The organism is Candidatus Pseudomonas phytovorans, from assembly GCA_029202525.1.
Lineage (GTDB): Bacteria > Pseudomonadota > Gammaproteobacteria > Pseudomonadales > Pseudomonadaceae > Aquipseudomonas > Aquipseudomonas phytovorans.
Map to the genome: position 1 here is coordinate 3152893 of CP119325.1, position 21186 is coordinate 3174078.

Here is a 21186-nt window from a genome sequence, read left to right on the forward strand (position 1 = left end):
GAGCAACTTTGCGTTGGGACGAAGGGCTTGAAGTGGTACACGACCTTGGCTAACGAAAAAGGCACTGGCGGTAAACGCTCAATGCCTTTTTGATGCCTCAGAGCGACCAGCGTACGGTCACCATGGCATTGCGCGGTTCACCATACAGGCTGTTGCCATAGTCGGTGTTTGAGCTGATGTCCTGATAGTAGGTCTTGTCAAAGATGTTGTTCAGGTTCAGCCGGACATTGACGTTTTCCGAGGCTTTGTAGCTGGCCATCAGGTCCACCAGCGTATAGGCTTTCTGTTCAATGTAGTAATCGTAAGGCGGCGGGCCGTCGAGGTCGTTGCTGCCCTTGTTGAAGACAGTGTTCTGCCCGTAGATGCCGCCACCGATGGTCCAGCGTTCAAAGCCCCCGGGCAGCTGATAGCTGGTGAACAACTTGAATGTGTGCCGGGGGATATTGGTGCTGAACAGGCGGCCGACTTTGCGCGGGTCGGCGTCTTTGGTGTATTTGGCCGCAGCATAGGTGTAGCCGGCCCCCAGCTCCCAGCCTGGCGCCAGGGCGCCGTTAAGCTCCAGATCGATACCTTCGCTGCGCACGCTACCGGCTGCTTCGTAGCAGGTCGCACCGGCCGGCAGGCACTGGTTGGGGTTCAGCAGCTTGGCGCGGTTTTCCTGATCGATGCGGAATATTGCCGCGCTGGCATTCAGGCCACCATCGAAATACTCGCCCTTGATCCCGATCTCATAGTTTTTGCCTTCGATGGGCTTGAGCGCGCTGTTCTGTGTGTCCAGTTCGGTCTGCGGACGGAAAATATCGGTGTAGCTGACATACACAGAGTGATGCTGATCGAGGTCGTAAACGGCGCCGGCATAGCGGGTCAGGTGGCGCGTCACCTTGTTCGGCAGGCTGCTGGCGGAAGACTTGCCTTCCCAGCGCGTGTCCACATCATATTCGTACCAGTCCAGGCGACCGCCGAGGATCAGCTTCAGCTCGTCGGTGAGGTTCAGCCGTGTGGTGAGATAGGCGCCTTCCTGCTGGCTGGTGCGGTGCTGGGTCCAGGGGACGGCGCTGACATCCGGTTTCGGGATGCCGATGGGGCGGTACAGATTGGTGTTGGTCTTGATATCGGTCGGCAGGCCTTTGCCCTTGAACGTCAGGTCGCGCCGGCTGGCGCCTACCACCAGCTCATGGCTGCGGCCAAACAGTGCGAACGGCCCGGTGATGTAAGCGTCGTAGCTGTTCTGTTGGTCCTCGTACTGGTAGCGGCCGATGTTCTGGTCGATCTCGACGTAGTCGGTTTCCCAGCTGCGCATCGGTAGCGAGCCCAGCATGTCGACGTCCGACCAGCTCTTGCTGGCCGACAGCAGCATTTTCCAGCTATTGGCAAAACGGTACTCCAGGCGGCTGAAGGCAGTGGTGTTGTCCTGGTCCCAGTACTCCCAGTCGCTGCCCAGGTAAGTCGATCGCTTGAGGTGCAGGTCGCTGCCGTCACGGGCCACCGGCAAGCCGCCCCAGGCGCTATTGTTATTGGCGTTCTGGTTGGAGGCGCCGAAGGTGAAGGTGGCGTCCTCGTTCAGGTCGGCTTCGGTGATGGCGTAGAACACCGAGCGCTCGGAGCTGACGAAATCCTGGAAGCTGTCCTTGGCCTGGTAGGCCGTGACGAAGCGACCGCGCAAGGTGCCACTTTCGTTGAGGGCGTTGGACGCATCGAACTCGGTACGGTAGTTGTCCCAGCTTCCTGCGCTGCCGGTGACGATCACGTGCGGGGTGGCAGTGGGGCGCTTGCGAATCATGTTCACCGCAGCGGCGGGGTTGCCCGAACCCTGCATCAAACCGGTGGCGCCGCGTACCACTTCGACCCGGTCGAAGATTGCCATGTCGGGGCTGGAGTTCATGTCCCGCGAGAGGTAGTGGGACAGGTCGTTGGGCAGGCCGTCGGTCATCAGGTTTTCCACGGCGAAGCCGCGGGAGTAGAAGTTCACGCGTTGCGGACCGTCCTTGGTGATGGCGATCCCGGGGGTATTCTTCAGCACATCTTCCAGAGTGCGCATGTTCTGGTCGTCCATGCGCTGGCGGGTCATGACGGTGATCGACTGCGGGGTTTCGCGGTTGGACAAGGCGATCTTGGTCGCCGTGTCCATCGGGCCGGTGGTGTAGGAGCCGGTATCTTCGGTGGTTGCGCCCAGGCCCATGCCGGAGATGTTGGTCGCCCCGAGTTCGAGCGCCGCATCGCTCTGGAGCCTGACCAGGCTGTAGCGCCCAATGCCCTCCTTGCGTGCCTGTAAACCGCTGTTGCCGAGCAACCGGTCGATGCCTTCTTCAAAGGAAAAGCGGCCTTGGATACCTGCAGTGTGCAAGCCCTGGGTTTGTGCCGAGCCAAACGACAAGGTCACGCCGTTGGCGGCGGCAAACTGGCTGAGCGCGACATCCAGCGGCCCGGCCGCGATGTTGTACTCGGCCAGTTCGCTGGTTTGCGCGGCCCAGGCTGGCTGGGCGATGGCGCAGGCCCCCAGGGCGCCGCCGAGGCTGATGCGCAGTAAAGTAGAGTTGAGCTGCAACCGCAGGGCGGCGCTGTAAAGGGGGCGTGTGTGGCTCATGTGACTTCCTATTGCCGTGGCAGTAAAGGCGGCTGACAGACCGCTCTACTGATGAGCCGAACGAAAAAAGGAATCGGCAAGATGATTTTCGATCTGGCCACGGCGCTGCCGATTACGCTTCTACGCGCACCCAATACCGTGAGAAACGGCGCACCCGCACTGGCAGCGACACCTGCAGGTTGGCGAGGATGCCGTCGCTGTCTTCCAGGTTGAACGCCCCGGAAATGCGCAGGTCCGCTACCCTGTCGGCGCAGCCCAGGTAGCCGGGCCGATAACGGGCCAGTTCATGAACAAAGTCGCCCAGGCGCCAGTCGATGGCCACCAGCACCCCTTGAGCCCAGGCACTGCCCTCGACTGAAAGCAGGCGCAGGTTGCCGAGTTGCGTCGAGCCGAAGGTCAAGGCCTGGCCTTCCTCCACCCGTTGCACCTGATGGGGCGCATCATGCGGGCGAACCTCCACGGCATGACGCTGCACCTCTACGGTGCTGAAGCCGGCATGCAGGCGCACGTCGAATTGGGTGCCTAGGGCGAGCACGCGACCGTGCGGCGTTTCTACCGACAACGGGCGAGTGGGAGGGCGGTCGGCGGCGGTTGTGATCAGCACCTCGCCCTGACGCAGCAGGATCAGTCGCTGCTCGGCGCTGTAGGCGATATCGACGCGAGTGTTGGTGTTCAGTTGCAGGCGGCTGCCGTCTGGCAGGGTGACCTGGCGACGTTCCCCGGTGCGGGTTGCGAAGTCGGCACTGTAGGGCGATATTCGATAGCCGCCGAACAGCGTCGCACCCGTGGCCAGCAGCATCAGTAACTTGAGGCCGTGCCGGCGCTGTACGCCGGCTTCGGTCAGCACCGGCAATGCTACGTCGCTGGGCATGCCGCGCAGTTGCTGCTGGAGCTTTTCAATCCGGCCCCAGGCTTTGGCATGTTCGGGGTCGGCCGCCAGCCAGTTTCGCCAGGCCAGCTGTTGCTCGGGGCTGACTTCGGCGTCGTTGAGGGCCAGGTACCACCCCACCGCCGCTTGCAGATGGACCTTGAGCGGCGGGCGCTCCGCCAGCCTGTTCAATCGTCCATCAACAGGATGCATTGCATCAGCGCCTTACCCAAGTGATTTTTGACCGTTGTCACCGACAGCCCCAGCTGTTTGCCGACCTGCACGTAGCTGAGGCCTTCGAGTTGCACCAGGAGGAAGATCTGTCGGGTGCGGGCGCCGAGGCCGTCGAGCAGGGTATCGATGGCCATCAGGGATTCGATGATCAGATGATGCGTTTCCGGGGATAACTGCAACGGCTCCGGGCGGGCCGCCAAGGCTTCCAGATAGGCACGTTCGAGGGTTTGTCGTCGGGCCTTGTCGATCAGCAAGCCACGGGCAATGGTTGCCAGGAAATGGCGGGGTTCGCGCAGCACCGGCAGTTGGCGCAAGGAGAGCATGCGCATGAACGTATCCTGAGCGAGATCCGCTGCATCGGCGCTGTTGCCGGTGCGGGTACGTAACCAGCTTTTCAGCCAGCCGTGGTGCTGTCCGTAAAGATGTTCGATATTCACTGGTGATGACGTGCTGATCCCTGCGCCCATACAATCAATCGCTGCAAACGATAATATGTCTCATTATTGACGATGTCGCGGGTTATGACAATCGGTGATCTGCTTCCAGCTACAGTGTCTTATTGGTATGGATCCGGGAGTTAGTGCGTATGTCCGATGCAAGCGAGTTTGTTAATGACAGTGAGGTGTACAGAACCTTGCTGGAGTCGACCAAGGCCATTCCCTGGAAGATTGACTGGGGCACAATGAAATTTGCCTATATCGGCCCTCAGATCGAGGCGTTGCTGGGCTGGAGTCCTGAAAGTTGGGTGAGCGTGGAGGACTGGGCGATGCGCATGCATCCAGAAGACCGCGAATATGTAGTGAATTTCTGCGTGACACAATCCCAGGCTGGTGCGGACCATGAGGCAGACTACCGAGCGCTGACCAAGGACAATGGCTATGTGTGGATTCGCGACGTTGTGCACGTGATGCGCAATAACAGGGGCGAGGTTGATGCGCTGGTCGGCTTCATGTTTGACATCAGCGAACGCAAGAAAACCGAGGATCAACTGTTGAGCTTGCAGAAAGAGCTAGAGGCTCTTTCGTTCAAGGACGGGTTGACGAATATCGCCAACCGCCGCCGCTTCGATAGCGCTTTCGAGCTGGAGTGGGAACGTGCGCGCCGCGAGCGCAGGCCACTGTCACTGCTGATGTTTGACGTTGATTTTTTCAAGCAGTACAACGATTTGTACGGCCATATCCAAGGCGACAAATGTTTGGTTGCGATTGCCCAGACGCTGAGTCTGGCATTGGACGGCCCCCGTGATCTTGTGGCTCGCTATGGAGGCGAAGAGTTTGTCGTGCTGCTCCCAGGGGCCGATGCCGAGACGGCGCGTAAAGTTGCTGAACGCTGCCAGCGGTTGATTCAAAAGCAGTCCATCGTGCATGCGCTTTCGCCACATGGCCACCGCGTCACTGTCAGCATAGGAGCAGGTTCGATTCTGCCCGGTGATCGCGAGAAGCCTACAGAGTTCATCAAAGCCGTCGACCAGCAGCTATACGCAGCCAAAAAAAATGGGCGGCACCGCACTGAATATGTGCAGTAGGCGGGGTTAGTTTGCTGGTCTGCAGTTGAAAGGGCACACAAACAAGCGTCACTTCCCGCTGGTCACCCGGGTCCACAGCCGGGTACTCGCGCGCATCCCCGCCGGCGACAAGGTCTTGATCGGGAACAGCGTATCGAGCACCGATTCGGGTGGGTAGACCGCCGGATTGTCGCGCAGCTCAGGCGTGATGTACGCAAGCGACGCCGCATTGCCGTTGGGGTACTTCACCGTATTGCTGATGTTGGCGATAACCTTTGGCTCCAGCAGGTAGTTCAGGTACGCATAGCCATTTTCCCGGTGCGGCGCTCCCTTGGGCATCACCACCATGTCCACCGCCACTGTCGACCCCTCGCGCGGAATGCTGTAGCCCACGTTCACACCGTTGCCTGCCTGCTGCGCGCTGCCCATGGCCTGCAGCACATCGCCGCTGAAACCGATCGCGACGCAGATGTTGCCATTGGCCAGGTCGCTGACGTATTTGGACTGGTGGAAATAGCTGATGTAGGGCCGCACCGCCAGCAAGGCTGCCTCGGCCTTTTTCAGGTCCTCTGGGTTCTCGCTGTGCGGGTCCAGGCCCAGGGTTTTGAGGGTGATCGAGATGATCTGCGTCGGGTTGTCGAGGAACGCCACGCCGCACTGGCTCAGCTTCTGGATGTTTTCCGGTTTGAACAGCAGGCTCCAGGACTGCGTCACCTCTGTGCTGCCGAAAATGGCCTTGATCTTGTCGGCGTTGTAGCCGATGCCGGTGGTGACCCACATATACGGGATCGCATAGCGGTTGCCCGGGTCGCTCGCCTCCAGGATCTTCATCAGCTTGGGGTCGAGGTTGTGCCAGCCAGGCAGCTTGCTGCGGTCCAGCTCCTCGATGGCACCCGCCTTGATCAGCCGCGGCAGGAAATGGTTGGACGGGCTCACCAGGTCGTAGCCACTGTTGCCGGTCATCAGCTTGGCTTCGGTGGTCTCATTGCTGTCGATCAGGTCGTAGGTAGTCTGAACGCCTGTGCGCCGGGTGAACTCGGCCAGGGTGTCGTCGGCAATGTAGCCGCTCCAGTTGGCAATGTTGACCCGTTCTTCGGCCTGCACTGCCGCAGCCAGTAACGCCGAGGACAACAGGGCCACGCAAGTGTGCTTGATCATGGAATAGCGCTCTTGTTGTTGTTTGCGAGGAAATTGAAGTGTCAGCGTTCCAGCCGTGCACGGCGTACTTCCCAGGCCATGCGCACCTTGGCGCCCAGGTCGAAGAACGGTCTGGGAGGCAGGTAGCCAGGGCTGGCCTGGGCCAGCACATCGCCGAGCAAGGGCGAGTCGACACCGAGAGCCATTTCGACCAGCAGCCGGCCCCACAAGGTGCCGCGGGCAACGCCGGATCCATTGCAGCCCGCCACGGCATGCAGGCCGTCCGCGACCCGGGCGAAATACGGCTCACCTGTACGGGTGCCGCTGAGGTGGCCGGTCCAGGTGTATTCGAGGTCTTGCGCGGTGATGCCGGGGAAGCGCTTCTGCAAACCCAGCAGGTGTGCACCTTGGCGCACTGCCAGGCCATGTCGGTCGATGTCGTGCTGACGATACTCCACGGTGTTGCGAATCAGCAGGCGTCGCCCGGGCAGCAGGCGCAGGGTGCAGCCGCCCGGTAAGGTAGACAGCACGCCCCAGCCCTGTTCGTCGAACAGTTGCTGCCAATGCGCATAGGTCAGCGGGCGGGTGATGCTTGCACTCAACTCCAGTGGGAAAGTGCCGCTGCGCTTGAGCCCGACCCTGGGCAGGAACGCACCGACACAGGCCAGTACCTGCCGGGCCTCGACCTCGCCACCCTCGGTGCGGGCAGTCCAGCCCTTGCCCGGGCGACGGCGCAGGTCGGTCACAGCGCTTTGCTCGAAGACGTCCACCTGCGCTGGCAGGCTGTCGGCCAGCCCTTTGACGTAGCGCGCCGGCTGCATCAGGCCGTTGCCGCCAGCACAATGGATCGCGCGTGAATAGAACGCGGTACCGAGGCGCCGTTGCAGCGCGCCCCCCTCGTGGTAGCTTGCCTGGGCGCCCACGGCGCACAGCGTTTCCAGCGCCTGCTCGGCGTGCTGCAAGTGTGCAGGCTCGTGCACCGCGAAGTGGTAGCCGTTGTCGCTGAGCTCGCAGTCGATTGCCAGCTCCGCGATTCGCTGGCGCACTTCATTACCCGCTGCGACACCGATGCGCGAGGCGACCTGATAACCGGAAAAACCTGGGGTACCGATCAGTTCGCCAGCACTGGGCAGCTCATGGCTGACCACAAAGCCTGAGTTGCGTGCCGAAGCGCCCTGGGCGACCCGCTGGCGCTCCAGCAGCACGATCCGCTGCGACGGAAAACGCCGCGCCAGGGCGTGGGCTGCTGACAGGCCGGTAATGCCCCCGCCGATGATCAGCCAATCGGCCTTGTGCGTGCCTTGCAGGCGCGGCCGCTGCGGTGATTCACCGGCCAGCGCAATCCAGCCACAGTGGTTGTTCATTGCGTGCTACTCCTTCAGTATCGATGCACAGGCGTTATTGGCTACTGCCCGCGAAACCGCGTCTTGCCTCCAATTTAAAGGGGTAAAAGCGCAATTTCTAACGCTAATAATTCATTCATCCATTCGGAATTTGCATGGATAAGAACCTTCGCGTACCGTCATTGCAGGCGCTGCAGGCCCTGGTCCGGGTAGCTGACACCAGCAACTTCACCGAGGCTGCGCGCCAGTTGCACCTGACCCAGAGCGCCATCAGCCGGCAGATCCAGCAACTGGAGGAGCATTTCCAGACCACGTTGTTCGACCGCACCAGCCGCAAGGTCGCGCTGACCGCCCATGGGCACGAGGTGTATGGGGTGGCAAAGGGGATGTTGCAAACCCTGCGCACGCTGGAGGAAAAGCTGGCGCCAACGCCACGGGACCGCCCGTTTCGCGTGCGCATGTTCGTATCGCTGGCAGTACGCTGGCTGCTGCCCCGGCTGACCTCGTTCTACGCACTTAACCCAGGCCTGACCCTTTCTATCGAAACGGTCGGCGGCGATTTGGTAGACACCGGCGGCGACTGCGACGCGTACGTGCTGTACCTGCCGGGCGGCCTTGACGAGCGCCCGCTGACGCCGCTGTTCGACGAGTACCTGATCCCTGTTTGCGCCCCCGTGCTGGGCGACGGCCGCGCCCCTCCGCAGTGTGCTGCGGAGCTCGCCGGGCATGCGCTGATCCACGGCTCCACCTCGCGCTACGAATGGACCCTGTGGCTCAAGGCCCAACAGGCCCCGGCCGAGCACAAGTACCAGGACCTGTTGTTCAACCTTGACGACCTGGCACTGGACGCGGCTGCCCGAGGCATGGGCATCGCCATGACCGACCGAATGCTGGCCCACGATGCTCTGGTGCGCGGCGACCTGGTGGTGCCCTTCGGCGAGGCGCTGAAAACAGGCGGCGTATACGCCCTGTGGCTGCGGGACAGCGGCGTTGCCCACCCCGCGTGCCAAGCCGTGTTGAAGTGGTTCGAGGAGCAAGTGGAACAGACCGTTCTGCCGGTGAAGCGCCCCCCGCAGCATCCGCCGCGCAACTGAAAACCGTGCCTGTAATCATCGCAGGTGCGGTCAGGCGGCCCTTGCCACGGTCGGCTTGCCTTCACCAATCAGGATGTCTTCGAAAAATGCCCCTACCGGTTCGGTGGGGTGGCACAGCTGTATTTCCAGCACCCACACCACCTCGCTCGGGACGATTTCCACCTCGGCCAGCTTGTCTTGCCCATACAGCACATGCGGGAAGTCGGCGATGCGATGCCCGGCCAGGTTACGTTCCAGTTGCCAGCCTTTGGCCTGGGCACTGCGCTCGGCGAAGTCATACAGCTCGCGCCCGGTCAGCCCACGGCCCCAGGCCTGGCGGGTTTCGTCGAACACCTCGTGCAATGCCTTGACGCAGGCGTGGTGCAGGTCGCGCTCGCCAAACACAAAGGTGTCGCCATAGTCGCCTTCGTAGCCGTCCCAGACCGGGCCGACGTCGACCACGACAATGTCCGTGGGCCGTAATACACGCTGCAGGTCGATGCCTTTGCGCGGTGTACGCACCGTGTCGTCGCCGAAGCGGATGTAGGTGGGGTGCCAGGTGTGGGACGCGCCCATTGCCTGCAAGGTTTGCGCAGCCATCTCCAGTGCCTGGGCGGTGGTCATGCCGACGTGCAGTTGGCTGGCGATGGCAGCCACGGCCCGTACTGACTGCTCGCGGGCAGCGAGCATGCCATCCAGCGAGTAACGTGGGCCGACCTTCTCCAGCTCTGGGTGCAGTGTGTTGGCTGTTGAAGCCTGGGGTGCCAATGCACCGCTGGCGACAAATGCCTCCGCGACAAAACGGTGGGGTTGCACGCCTGCGGCAAGGCACAGTTCGCGGGCCTGGCTGATCATTGCCGCATTGCCGCAGGCATAGACCTGGATGTCGGCCCACGGGTGCGCCTGGCCCAGCGCCACTTGCTGCACGCGCGCCTGGGCCGAAAGCACCGGGTGCCAGCGGAAGTGGGGATAATCACGGCTGGCCTGGTCGAGAAACGCACGGTCATAGAAGTCCGCAGTCGATGAGCCGCCCCAGTACAGCGTCACCTCTGTAGTACGAGCAAGGGCTGTCAGCAACAAGGGCTTGATGCCGGCGTAACCTGTGCCGGTGGCAAACAGCACCAGTGGGCGTTGGTCTTCATGCTGCCAGGTACAGGCACCCACCGGCCCCTCAAGGTTCAGTGCGGCACCCGTTTGCAGGGTCGGCAACAGGCCTTCGGTGAACACGCCGCCGCTGACCTTGCGGATGTGAAACACCAGTTGCCCTTGATCCTGAGCGGGCAGGTTGGCGATGGAGAAACAGCGGCTGTCACCGTTGTCCAGTTGGAACCTTACGTATTGACCAGCCCGCACTTCCAGCGGCTGGGCAGGCTGCAGCACCAGTTCGACGATATCTGAACTCAGCTCGCGATTGCTGTGAACCTGTGCCTGGAACGCCAGTGTCGGGGTGTCCAGAGACCAGCCAGGGATCTCCAGGCGCATGTCGCTGCAGGCGTGGCTCTGGCACAGCAGCATCTCGTCGGCGGCCAGGGGGTACGAGGGTGCGGGGGTGTCCGCCTCTCGCTGCTTGTCCTGATACTGCCCCGACACCACCTTGACCTTGCACGACCCGCAGGCCCCACGGCGGCAAGAGAACGGTACCGGCAGGCCGCTGGCGAGCATGGCATCGAGCAGCAGCTCGTGGCTGGCGTCGAAGGTTTTGCCCGAGGGCGACAATTCGATGACGTGGCGGCTTTGCATGAACACCTCGGGGCAATGGGAGGTACGATTGTTGCTATAGTTCAGGACCAGCAGAACCTCCAGTTTTGGATAATTCATATGGTCCAGCTTCGCAAATGGCAGCCGCTGCTCAAGCTTGATGGGGTGCAGTGTTCATACCGGCAGATCGTCGAGGGGCTGGTGGCTGCAATCAGCGAGGGCCGCCTGCGCCCTGGCACGCCGTTGCCGGGCACGCGGGAGATGGCGCAACTGCTGAACGTCAACCGCAAGACGGTGATCCTGGCCTATGAAGAAGCCGAAACCAAAGGCTGGCTGCAGAGCGTGCAGCGCCGCGGCACCTTCGTCAGCCAGCAGCTGGCGCCCGGCACCATCAACGAGCCCGCTGCCACGCGCTCCTTTGCCCTGGCGCTGCCAGAAGAGCCCGCCGTTGCCTACTTCGAGGCGAACGAGCGGGCAGCAGCGCAGCAGGGGAGGCCAGGGGCCTTGTTCTTCGACAACGGCGCCTGTGACCACCGCCTGCTACCCCAGGCCGTTCTGCATCGCTATTACCGCAACGCCTTGCGCAACAGCTTTGCCAGCAACAGCGTGCGCCACGGCAGCGACTGCAGCGGCCTGTACCTGCGCGCCGCCCTGGCCGACATGCTTAGGCATAATCGCAGCCTGAACGTTGGCGCAGAACATATCTGCCTGACCCAAGGGGTGCAGATGTCGCTGCACCTGGTGGCCAGCATGTTGCTCAAACCGGGGGATGCCGTGCTGGTCGAGCGCCTGAGTTATCCACCGGCGTGGGAGATCTTCCGTCAGCTGGGTGCCCGGCTGGTGACCGTGGACCTGGACCACGAGGGCTGCCGGGTCGATCAGATCGATGCCCTGTGCCGGCAGCACAAGGTGCGGATGATGTACATCACGCCCCATCACCAGTTTCCGACCACGGTCAGCTTGCCGGCCGGGCGCCGGCAGCAGTTGCTGGAGCTGGCGCGGCTGCACGACTTCTGCGTGGTCGAGGAAGACTATGACTACGAGTACCATTTTTCCGGGCGGCCCTATTTGCCTTTGGCCAGCGACCGCCAACAGCGGCATGTGATTTACATCGGCACACTGTCCAAGCCTTTGGGCAGCACGTTCCGTTGCAGCTATATCGTCGCGCCGGTGGAGGTAACAGCCGTGCTGGAGCGCAGGGCGACGCTGACCCTGGGGCAAGGCGATGCGGTGATGCAGCGGATGCTGGCGGACCTGATCAACGACGGCGAGTTGAAGAAGCACCTGCGCCGCGTCAACCGCGAGTACCGTCGGCGCCGGGAGACCCTGCTGGCTTGCCTGCACGATGCGTTTGGCGAGCAGATTACCGTGCAGGAGCCGGAAGGCGGGCTGGCTTTGTGGGTGCGGTTTGCCGACGCGATCAACGTGGATCAGTTGGTAGAAAGGGCGCTGGCACTGGACCTGGTGGTACGCAGCGGTCGCCAGTTCTCGCCGTTTGGCCATGCCGAGAATGCCTTGCGCCTGGGGTTTGCTTCGCTGGATGTGGAGGAGATCCGGCAGGCTACGCAACGCCTGGCGCAGGCGTGGAAAGCGATAGGCAAAACGCGGTCCCTGTAGGAGCGGCCTTGCGTCGCGATAGGGGTGCGGAGCGCCCCCGGGATCTTTGCCTCACGACAAAATTGCCGGGGCCGCGTTGCGGCCCTATCGCGACGCAAGGCCGCTCCTACAGGGACCGCGTTGGTTCTAGATGCGCTGCCACACCTCGCCTTGTTCGGTCACTACCCAAGGCCTGTTTGCCGCATCCACCAGTACCCCGCCAACCCAGCGCTGTGCAGGGTGGTGATCAAGCCAGTGCGCCTTTCCTGCAAGTATCTGCTCGGCAAGCGGCGTCAGCCGCAGCGGTCGCTGTGCCCAGGCCTCGCCGGGGCCTTCCAGCAGTAGCGGCTGTAGAGCATGGATCAACGGCTGCAGCAGCACATGGAACATCATGTCACCCAGGTACGGCAGGGGCTCATCCTGCATCATCAGCTGGCCAAACACGCGGCCGGCCGCTAGCTCGCCGCGTGAAGCCAGCACGCGCAGCAGCAGGCGTTCAGTAAGGCTCAAACCGTCCTGCTCCCCTGGCAACTCCTGTAGCTGGCGCGCCAGTGCCCGGCCCAGCAACGGCAAGACCGAGTGCTGGCGGCCAGCGAGGCTTGCCCAGGCCTGTGGCGCCGGTGCGGTGTAGGCCGCCCATGCTTCGCGGGCCAGTGCCAGTGCATCCTCACCCAGAGCGCGGCGTTGCGGCCACAGCCAGGCCAGCAGGTCGGGGGCCAGTTGCCCGATGCCGATGAAACGCTCGATACCGGGCACCTGGTCAATTTCGATCAGCTCCAGCCGACGCGGCATACCTGGCAGGCTGGCGAGTACGCGAACCAGAAACAACTGGTCGTAAGCATCGGCTTCGCACCACAGCACAATCTCGCTATCGCGGTTCAGCCCGGCCAATGCGCTACGCTGCCCCGCCTGGCGCTGTTCAAGATCCTGGGTGCTCAGCTTGAACGCCTGTTGCACATAGGCGCTGCGCACTTGCCAGTACTGGTCCTCGGGCAATGCCGGCACGGGGCCCATGACCATGGGGTCGTCGAACATCTGGAAGGCCCCGGCAAACCCGGCGGTGCGCAAGCTGTGGGCAATGTCGTTGCCGCAGCGCCAATGCTGCACGCTGGCCTCGTCATCGGCGGAAAAGTCGGGGTGGCGCGCGGCGAAAGCCACGGCATCGGCATGGGCCTTGAGCCTGGGCCAGCTGGCAAAGCCGGCCTCGCGGGCCACCAGCCATTGGGTATCGGCAAGCCGGTAGTCGTGGCCGGGCAGGCCAAGCGTGCGCAGTTGCTCGCGGGCGTCGTCGGCTTGGTGGTTTTTCAGTTCGGTCAGCAAGCGCTTGGCGCGTTTGCGCAAAGCGCGCAGGTCGAGCAAGCCGTGGTGGCGGGAAGCATTGATGGCGGGCATGCCAACTCCTTTGGGGCTCGGTCCGCCGACAAGCCGGGAGCTGGTATGAGAATGGAGTGACGCATGGCTCGGGTAACCCCTTCGCGCGGACCGCAGGCGCAGCCGGCGCCCAGGCCCCGACTTTAACGGTGCGGGGCAGTGGGTTGCAAACGATAGTTTGCCCATGTGCTGCGGTGAACCCTTATAGTGGCGGGCTTTTCTCGGTTGAAGTCAAAGGAATGGCGACCATGCGCATACGCACCCTGCTTGCAGCAATCGGCACCAGTTTGTCGCTGGGCTCGGCATTGGCCGCGCCCAGCCAGCCAGTGCCTGTGGCTGGCGAGCGTATTTCGGTGAAGGTCGAGGGCAGCGGGCCGGACGTCATCCTGATCCCAGGGCTGGCCTCATCCCGTGAGGTTTGGTCGGGGCTCGCCAGCACACTGCGCCAGCAGCATCGTCTGCACCTGGTACAGGTGGCAGGCTTTGCCGGTTCGCCTGCCGTGCCCACCGTGGACGGGCGCGTGGCCGCTCCCGTGGCCGAAGCGGTCGCAGACTATATCCGCAGCCAGCACCTTGAGGCGCCGGCCATCATTGGCCATTCGCTGGGCGGTGAGGTGGCGCTGATGCTTGGCGCACGCCACCCCGGGCAGGTAGGGCGGCTGATGGTTGTCGATGCGCTGCCGTTCTACACGTTATTGATCAATCCCATGGCGACCGCCGAAGCGGCTGCACCGCAGGCTGCGGCATTCCGTGATGCGATGCTTGCGGCTCCGCCAGCGCAGGCCGAAGCGATGCAGCGCACAGCCATCGAGCGGTTGGCCAGGAAGGCTGAGGCCAGGCCTGCACTGGTCGAAGCCGCGCTGCGCTCGGACCGCAAGACTGTAGCCGATGCCACCTATGAATTGATGACTACCGACCTGCGCCCGGAGCTCGCCCGTATCCAGGCGCCGGTCGAGGTCGTGTACGCCTATGACCCCTTGTTTGGCATACCTGCTGCCGGCGTTGATGCAATGTTCGCCAACGCCTATACCGGCACGCTGCATATCAGCTTCAAGCGCATAGATGGCAGCTTCCACTTCGTCATGGCGGACCAACCACAGGCGTTCACTGAGGCGGTCGTCGACTTCCTCGGCCGCTGAGGCAGGCCGGGGCGCAGCCCGCGCCCGTCAACATCTGTTCGGTTACCGCCCATAACCGCCTTTCGGCGCCTCAAGCCTGCGCAGGCACCTCCGATAGCAGCACACCCACCGTCGAATCTCGACCAGAAGTGGTGCCAACAAAGGAGTACTGCCCGCATGTTTGCCAACCTGAAGATACGTACCGGAATGTTCTGGGTGCTGTCGTTGTTCAGCCTGACCCTGCTGTTTTCTACCGTCAGTGCCTGGCGGGCAGCGGTGGGCAGTGACCAGCAGATCACCGAGCTGGATCAGACCGCGCACCAGTCGGACCGGTTGAACAATGCGTTGTTGATGGCCATTCGTGCCAGTGCCAATGTGTCATCGGGCTTCATCGAGCAGCTGGGTGGCCATGACGAGAGCGCTGGCAAGCGTATGGCGCTGTCGGTCGAGCTGAACGACAAGAGCCAGAAGCTGGTGGACGAATTTGTCGAAAATGCCCGCGAGCCAGCCCTTCGCACGTTGGCAACAGAGCTGCAGGCTACCTTTGCCGAATACGCCAAGGCAGTAGCGGGGCAGCGTGAGGCCACCCGCCAGCGCTCGCTGGAGCAGTACTTCAAGGTCAACAGCGACGCTGGCAACGCCATGGGCCGGCTGCAAGCGCAGCGCCAGCAGCTGGTTGGCGCATTGAGCGAGCGTGGCCAGCAGATCATGCTGGAGTCTGACCGGCGCCTGGCCCGCGCCCAACTGTTGAGCCTGGGGTTGCTGGCGGTGACCTTGGTGCTGGCGGCGCTGTGCTGGGCCTTCATTGCCCAGCGTGTGCTGCACCCGCTGCGTCAAGCCGGTGGGCATTTCCAGCGCATTGCCGGCGGCGACCTGAGCGTGCCGGTGCAAGGGCAGGGCACCAATGAGATCGGCCAGTTGTTCCATGAACTGCAGCGCATGCAGCAGAGCCAGCGTGACACCCTGGGGCAGATCAACGACTGTGCCCGGCAGCTGGATGCAGCCGCCACGGCGCTGAACGCGGTCACCGAGCAAAGCGCCAACAACCTTCGCCAGCAAGGGCAGGAGCTGGAGCAGGCAGCTACCGCTGTGACCGAAATGACCACGGCCGTGGAAGAGGTTGCGCGCAACGCCATCACCACCTCGCAAACCACCAGTGAGTCCAACCAGCTCGCCGCGCAAAGCCGCCGGCAAGTCAGCGACAACATCGACGGCACCGAGGCCATGACCCGCGAGATACAGACCAGCAGTGCGCACCTGGAGCAACTGGTCGGGCAGGTGCGGGATATCGGCAAGGTGCTGGAGGTGATCCGCTCGGTGTCCGAGCAAACCAACCTGCTGGCGCTCAATGCCGCCATCGAAGCGGCCCGCGCAGGTGAAGCCGGGCGCGGCTTTGCGGTGGTGGCGGATGAGGTGCGCACGCTGGCCTATCGCACCCAACAATCGACCCTGGAAATCGAGCAGATGATTGGCCGCGTGCAGGCGGGAACCGAAGCTGCGGTGGCGTCGATGCAAGCCAGCACCCACCGCGCCCAGTCGACACTGGACGTGACCCTGGCGTCCGGACAGGTGCTGGAGGGTATCTACAGTGCCATCGGCGAAATCAACGAGCGCAACCTGGTCATTGCCAGTGCGGCCGAAGAACAGGCCCAAGTGGCCCGGGAAGTGGATCGCAACCTGCTGAACATCCGAGAGCTGTCGAACAATTCGGCGACCGGCGCGCAGCAGACCAGCGAAGCGAGCAAGGCGCTGTCGGGTTTGGTCGGGGAGATGAAGACACTGGTGGGGCGGTTCAGGGTTTGAAGTTCGACGGGCGTGAAACTTGTACCTGATCGTTGTCGCATTAAGAAAGGGTGAAACTTATTTAAGGTTTGCCCGGTTGGTTGACTTCGATACTACGCTTGCATAAAGTTCGATCGCCCCGAGAAAGGGCCTTTTTCCAGTCACTGAAGAATTCAATGGACATAGCATCTCGTCGCTGCCTGACCACCGTCGTATGGCCCGGTCAGGCACTTGAACCGGATCACTGGTCCCGACACCCTGGTCGGGCAAGCAGCGCCAGAGCCTGATGCTCCGCCGTGACTTGCCGCCACCGGTGTCCGCCGGTTGGAGGCAAGCTCATGAACCTCAATTCATTCGTTTCACATCGCCTGCTCGCGTGCCTTGCGCAAGAGCAGGCTCGCGGCTGGCCGCCCCGCCTGCACGGCTACCCTGACGACCGCCGGGAACCGCCGAGTAGATGCGGGCCGCTGGCGCGTATTCATGCGCGTTTGAGCCCCCGGACTTCTCGCTGAAAAAGAGATTCAACGGTATCTCTACTGTCGAACTTTTGATTTTAAAAGTTCTCGGGAAACTATTGCCCCCTGTTTATGAAAAGGAATCAAACCATGGACTGCGCGAGTAGGAAGTTCGCTGCCGAAACAACTTCCGACCCTCGGCAGCGGACAGACAACTGTCGGAAAGAACCAGCATTTTTCTGCGACCCGGCATGCCTTCGTTCACCACCTGAGTGAAACGTCTGTGTGTCGTGCCGCCGCAGCGGCAGGAGCACAGCAACATGACTGTCAAAAACCGCAACACCTCATCGGCCAAGGCCGAGCGCGAAACCCGCCTGTCTACTCGCGCCGCCCGTGAAGCGCGCAATGGCCTGGCCGTGACCCTCGCCAACCTCGATGCCAGCGAACAAGGCCTGACCGAGCAAGAAGCCGCCAAGCGTCTGGCGCGCGACGGCGCCAACCAGGTTGCCCAGAACCCGCAACCCAACGCTCTGGTGCAATTGCTCAAGGCCCTGCACAACCCCTTCATTTATGTACTGCTGACCCTGGCCGGGATCAGCTTCATCACCGACTACTGGCTGCCGGTCAGAGCAGGCGAAACAGGCGACGCCGACCTGACCAAGGTCATCATCATCATGACTATGGTCAGCCTCAGCAGCCTGCTTCGCTTCTGGCAGGAATACCGCTCGAACAAGGCCGCCGACGCGCTCAAGGCAATGGTGCGTACCACCGCCACCGTGCTGCGCCGTGAGCAGGTCGGGCAAGCCCCGCGCCTGCGCGAAGTGCCCATGGATGAACTGGTGGCCGGCGACATCGTGCAGCTTTCGGCAGGCGACATGATCCCCGCCGATATTCGCCTGCTTGAATCGCGCGACCTGTTCATCAGCCAGGCGGTGCTCACCGGCGAAGCACTGCCGGTCGAAAAGTACGACACCCTGGGCAATGTCGCGCAGAAGTCCGCCACCGGGCATGGCGCCAACCACGACAACCTGCTCGAACTGCCTAACATCTGCTTCATGGGCACCAACGTAGTCAGCGGTCGCGCCCGCGCCGTGGTGGTTGCCACCGGCCGACGCACCTATTTCGGCTCGCTGGCCAAGTCGATTGCCGGTTCGCGCAGCCAGACCGCCTTCGACCGCGGCGTGAACAGCGTCAGCAGCCTGCTGATCCGCTTCATGCTGGTGATGGTGCCGGTGGTGTTCATGATCAACGGTGTGGTCAAGGGCGACTGGGGTGATGCTTTCCTCTTCGCGCTTGCCGTGGCGGTGGGCCTGACCCCGGAAATGCTGCCGATGATTGTCAGTGCCAACCTGGCCAAGGGCGCCGTGGCCATGGCCCGGCGCAAGGTGGTCGTCAAGCGCCTGAATGCCATCCAGAACCTGGGTTCCATGGATGTCCTGTGCACCGACAAGACCGGCACACTTACCCAGGACCGGATCATCCTCGAACACCACGTGCGCTTCGACGGCCAGCGCGACAGGCACGTCCTTGAACTGGCCTGGCTCAACAGCCACCACCAAAGCGGCATCCGCAACCTGATGGACCAGGCCGTGCTGCATTTCGCTGGCCAGGACCGCGCGTTCCAAGCGCCCTTCGCCTACGCGAAAGTCGACGAACTGCCCTTCGACTTTATCCGCCGTCGCCTGTCTGTGGTGGTGAAGAACACCCTGGGCGATCACCTGCTGGTCAGCAAGGGGGCGGTCGAGGAAATGCTTGCCATCGCCAACCATGTGCGGGAAGGCGACAGTGTCGTTACCCTGGATCCGGTTCGCCGCCAGCAACTGCTGGCCAGCGCCGACGCCTATAACCAGGACGGCTTCCGCGTGCTGGTGGTCGCCACCCGCGAGATCCCTTCGGCTGAAGGCAAGGCGCAGTATCACACCGACGATGAGCGTGACCTGGTGATTCAGGGCTTCCTGACGTTCCTCGACCCACCCAAGGAAACTGCCGGCCCGGCCATTGCAGCACTGAGCGAAATGGGTGTGCGGGTCAAAGTGCTGACCGGCGACAACCCGATAGTCACTTGCAAGGTCTGCCGTGAGGTTGGGCTGGAGCCCGGCCTGCCACTGCTCGGCCAGGATATCGAGTGCCTGGACGACGCCACCCTTAAGCTTCAGGTCGAGCAGCGCACTGTCTTCGCCAAGCTCACCCCGCTGCAGAAATCACGCGTGCTCAAGGCCCTGCAGGCCAATGGTCACACGGTGGGCTTCCTCGGCGACGGCATCAACGACGCTGCAGCGTTGCGCGATGCTGATGTCGGTATCTCGGTGGACAGCGGCACCGACATTGCCAAGGAGTCGGCCGATATCATTCTGCTGGAAAAGAGCCTGATGGTGCTGGAGGAGGGCGTGCTCAAAGGCCGCGAAACCTTTGGCAACATCATGAAGTACCTGTGCATGACTGCCAGTTCCAACTTCGGCAACGTGTTCTCGGTGCTGGTGGCCAGTGCGTTCATTCCCTTTCTGCCGATGCTGGCGATCCACCTGCTGCTGCAGAACCTGATGTACGACTTTTCCCAGCTGTCGCTGCCGTGGGACCGTATGGACAAGGAATTTCTCAGTGAGCCACGCAAATGGGATGCCCGCAACATCGGTCGCTTCATGCTGTGGATTGGCCCGACTTCGTCGATTTTCGACATCACCACCTTTGCCCTGATGTGGTACGTGTTCGCTGCCAACAGCGTCGGGATGCAGGCGCTGTTCCAGTCTGGCTGGTTCATCGAAGGGTTGCTGTCACAAACCTTGGTGGTGCACATGCTGCGCACCCGTAAGGTGCCGTTCTTCCAGAGCACGGCTGCACTGCCGGTGGTGCTGGCGACGGGGCTGGTGATGGCATTGGGAATCTACATCCCGTTCTCGCCGGTGGGCGCGATGGTGGGCCTGGTGCCGCTGCCATGGGAATACTTCCCTTGGCTGGTCGCCACCCTGCTGGGCTATTGCGTGGTCGCCCAGGCCATGAAGACCCTTTACATCCGCCGCTTCGGGCAGTGGTTCTGAGCCACCGCCCGGGGCATGGTACCGGCTTGAGTTCAGCCTGGCTGCGACGCCAGGCTATTGCTGACGTTGCGCCCCAGCACCAGCACAGTGACAAAGCCGCAGCCCACCAGCGCCGTGGCCAGGCTCAGCAGTACTGCGGTGCCCATATGGTCGACCACCTGCCCGCCGAAAAACGAGCCCACGGCAATGATCACCTGGAACATGGCCACGAACAGCGGCATGCCACGTTCGACATCCTTGGGTGCGACCACAAACATCCAGATGTTGGCGCAGGCCGGGAACGCGCCGAAGGCGAAGCCCCACAGCGCGATCAGCATCGCAGCGCCGGTCATGCCGGTGGCGAAATGCGGGAACAGGGCGGTGCTGACCGCAATCATGAGTGCGACCAGCATCAGCGTATGCCGCACGCTGCGGTTGGCCGCGTAGCCAGCGAAAATGTTGCCCATGAAGCCGGCAACGCCGTACAGCAGCAACAGCGAGCCAATCGTAGGCCCGTCGAAGCCGGCATTCTGTTTGAAGAACGGGGCAACATAGGTGTATGCGGCAAAGTGCGCCAAGCCGATCAGCAGCACGGCGATCAAGCCGACCCGCGCTTGCGGATTAATGAACAATGCCGGCAGGTCGCTGATGCGAATGGCCTTTTCCGGCATCAGCCGCGGCAGCAGGAACACCTGCGCCAGCAGCACCGGTATGCCTACCAGTGCGGTGACCAGGAAGGTCATGCGCCAGCCCATCAGGCCGCTCAGCCAGGTGCCCACGGGCACGCCCACTACGGTCGCCAGGGTTACCCCGGCCATGATGATGGAGTTGGCCTTGGCCACGCCCATACCATCCGGCGCCAGGCGGCCGCTGAGGGCGATGGCGGTCGCCCAGAAACCGCCAATACTGACGCCCAGCAGCACGCGGCCGACCAACAGCAGGTTGAAGTCGACGGCGTAGGCCACGATGGTGTTGGCGATGATCATGATCAGCGTCAGGCCGATCAGCAGGTAGCGCCGGTCCATCGCGCCGACACCCACGGAAATCAACGGGGCAGCCAGCGCGGCCATGATGCCGGGCAGCGTCACCATCAGGCCGGCAAGGCCTGCACTGATGCCAAGGTCACTGGCCACATCGTTGAGCACCCCCACCGGGAGGAACTCGCTGGTGACCAGGGCAAAGGCACCCACGGCTACCGAGAGGATTGCCAGCCATTGCTGTGTGACGCTCTGTTGACTATGTTCGGGAAGGCCACGAGGGGCCTGGCGGTTGCTTGGCATGGGGGTCGGTTCCATGAGGGATGTCGCCTGTAGCAGGCGCAGGAGCGGAGGGATTTGCAGGCGATTATAGGGACGGCCTTGCCAGGCCGACAGGCAGGCCGCTTGATAGTAATCATCAGCGCAATCGAT

The 21186-nt window shown here is 62.7% G+C and carries 14 protein-coding genes; 6 read left to right on the plus strand and 8 right to left on the minus strand.

Features of this window, described 5'->3' with window-relative positions; all coding sequences use genetic code 11:
* Nucleotides 1-97: 97 nt before the first annotated feature.
* The 3 genes from P0Y58_14140 to P0Y58_14150 form a co-directional block, all read right to left on the minus strand.
* Complete coding sequence (locus P0Y58_14140) at nucleotides 98-2584, minus strand: TonB-dependent siderophore receptor (GenBank protein WEK28052.1); 2487 nt, start codon at nucleotides 2582-2584, stop codon at nucleotides 98-100.
* Nucleotides 2585-2696: 112 nt separating this feature from the next.
* The gene (locus tag P0Y58_14145; GenBank protein ID WEK28053.1) at nucleotides 2697-3665 is read right to left on the minus strand and encodes a FecR domain-containing protein; all 969 of its coding nucleotides are present in this window, start codon (nucleotides 3663-3665) and stop codon (nucleotides 2697-2699) included.
* A complete protein-coding gene (locus P0Y58_14150) occupies nucleotides 3641-4153 on the minus strand; it encodes a sigma-70 family RNA polymerase sigma factor (GenBank protein WEK28054.1) in 513 nt (170 codons plus the stop codon). The genes P0Y58_14145 and P0Y58_14150 overlap by 25 nt, the downstream gene beginning before the upstream one ends.
* A gap of 119 nt (nucleotides 4154-4272) precedes the next feature.
* Here P0Y58_14150 and P0Y58_14155 point away from each other — a divergent pair, with 119 nt between their 5' ends.
* Nucleotides 4273-5211 carry a sensor domain-containing diguanylate cyclase gene (locus P0Y58_14155; GenBank protein ID WEK28055.1) on the plus strand — a complete coding sequence of 313 codons (939 nt, stop codon included), beginning with the start codon at nucleotides 4273-4275 and terminating at the stop codon, nucleotides 5209-5211.
* 48 nt (nucleotides 5212-5259) lie between these two features.
* On the opposite strand, the gene P0Y58_14160 is transcribed toward P0Y58_14155, so the two are convergent.
* Together P0Y58_14160 and P0Y58_14165 are read right to left on the minus strand one after the other, a co-directional pair.
* The gene (locus P0Y58_14160; GenBank protein WEK28056.1) at nucleotides 5260-6348 is read right to left on the minus strand and encodes a polyamine ABC transporter substrate-binding protein; all 1089 of its coding nucleotides are present in this window, start codon (nucleotides 6346-6348) and stop codon (nucleotides 5260-5262) included.
* A 41-nt stretch (nucleotides 6349-6389) separates the two neighbouring features.
* Nucleotides 6390-7691, minus strand: a complete 1302-nt coding sequence (locus tag P0Y58_14165) for an FAD-binding oxidoreductase (GenBank protein WEK28057.1) — start codon at nucleotides 7689-7691, stop codon at nucleotides 6390-6392.
* Nucleotides 7692-7825: 134 nt separating this feature from the next.
* Between P0Y58_14165 and P0Y58_14170 the strand changes: the two genes are divergently transcribed.
* The gene (locus P0Y58_14170; protein WEK28058.1) at nucleotides 7826-8764 is read left to right on the plus strand and encodes a LysR substrate-binding domain-containing protein; all 939 of its coding nucleotides are present in this window, start codon (nucleotides 7826-7828) and stop codon (nucleotides 8762-8764) included.
* A gap of 30 nt (nucleotides 8765-8794) precedes the next feature.
* On the opposite strand, the gene P0Y58_14175 is transcribed toward P0Y58_14170, so the two are convergent.
* A complete protein-coding gene (locus P0Y58_14175) occupies nucleotides 8795-10561 on the minus strand; it encodes an NAD(P)H dependent flavin oxidoreductase family protein (GenBank protein WEK28059.1) in 1767 nt (588 codons plus the stop codon).
* Here P0Y58_14175 and P0Y58_14180 point away from each other — a divergent pair, their 5' ends adjacent.
* Nucleotides 10562-12058, plus strand: coding sequence for a PLP-dependent aminotransferase family protein (locus P0Y58_14180; GenBank protein ID WEK28060.1), 1497 nt, complete (start codon nucleotides 10562-10564; stop codon nucleotides 12056-12058).
* Nucleotides 12059-12184: 126 nt separating this feature from the next.
* On the opposite strand, the gene P0Y58_14185 is transcribed toward P0Y58_14180, so the two are convergent.
* Nucleotides 12185-13429: a DUF1835 domain-containing protein gene (locus P0Y58_14185; protein WEK28061.1), complete on the minus strand. Its 1245-nt coding sequence runs from the start codon at nucleotides 13427-13429 to the stop codon at nucleotides 12185-12187.
* Between the two features lie 227 nt (nucleotides 13430-13656).
* Between P0Y58_14185 and P0Y58_14190 the strand changes: the two genes are divergently transcribed.
* From P0Y58_14190 to mgtA, 3 genes are all read left to right on the plus strand, one after another.
* Nucleotides 13657-14547: an alpha/beta hydrolase gene (locus P0Y58_14190; GenBank protein WEK28062.1), complete on the plus strand. Its 891-nt coding sequence runs from the start codon at nucleotides 13657-13659 to the stop codon at nucleotides 14545-14547.
* 156 nt (nucleotides 14548-14703) lie between these two features.
* A complete protein-coding gene (locus P0Y58_14195) occupies nucleotides 14704-16329 on the plus strand; it encodes a methyl-accepting chemotaxis protein (protein ID WEK28063.1) in 1626 nt (541 codons plus the stop codon).
* Nucleotides 16330-17083: 754 nt separating this feature from the next.
* Nucleotides 17084-19798, plus strand: coding sequence for a magnesium-translocating P-type ATPase (gene mgtA / locus P0Y58_14200; GenBank protein WEK28064.1), 2715 nt, complete (start codon nucleotides 17084-17086; stop codon nucleotides 19796-19798).
* Nucleotides 19799-19830: 32 nt separating this feature from the next.
* Here the strand turns inward: mgtA and P0Y58_14205 are convergent, their stop codons facing one another.
* Nucleotides 19831-21057 (minus strand): MFS transporter, encoded by a 1227-nt coding sequence (locus P0Y58_14205; protein ID WEK33333.1) that lies wholly within the window; start codon nucleotides 21055-21057, stop codon nucleotides 19831-19833.
* Nucleotides 21058-21186 lie beyond the last annotated feature (129 nt).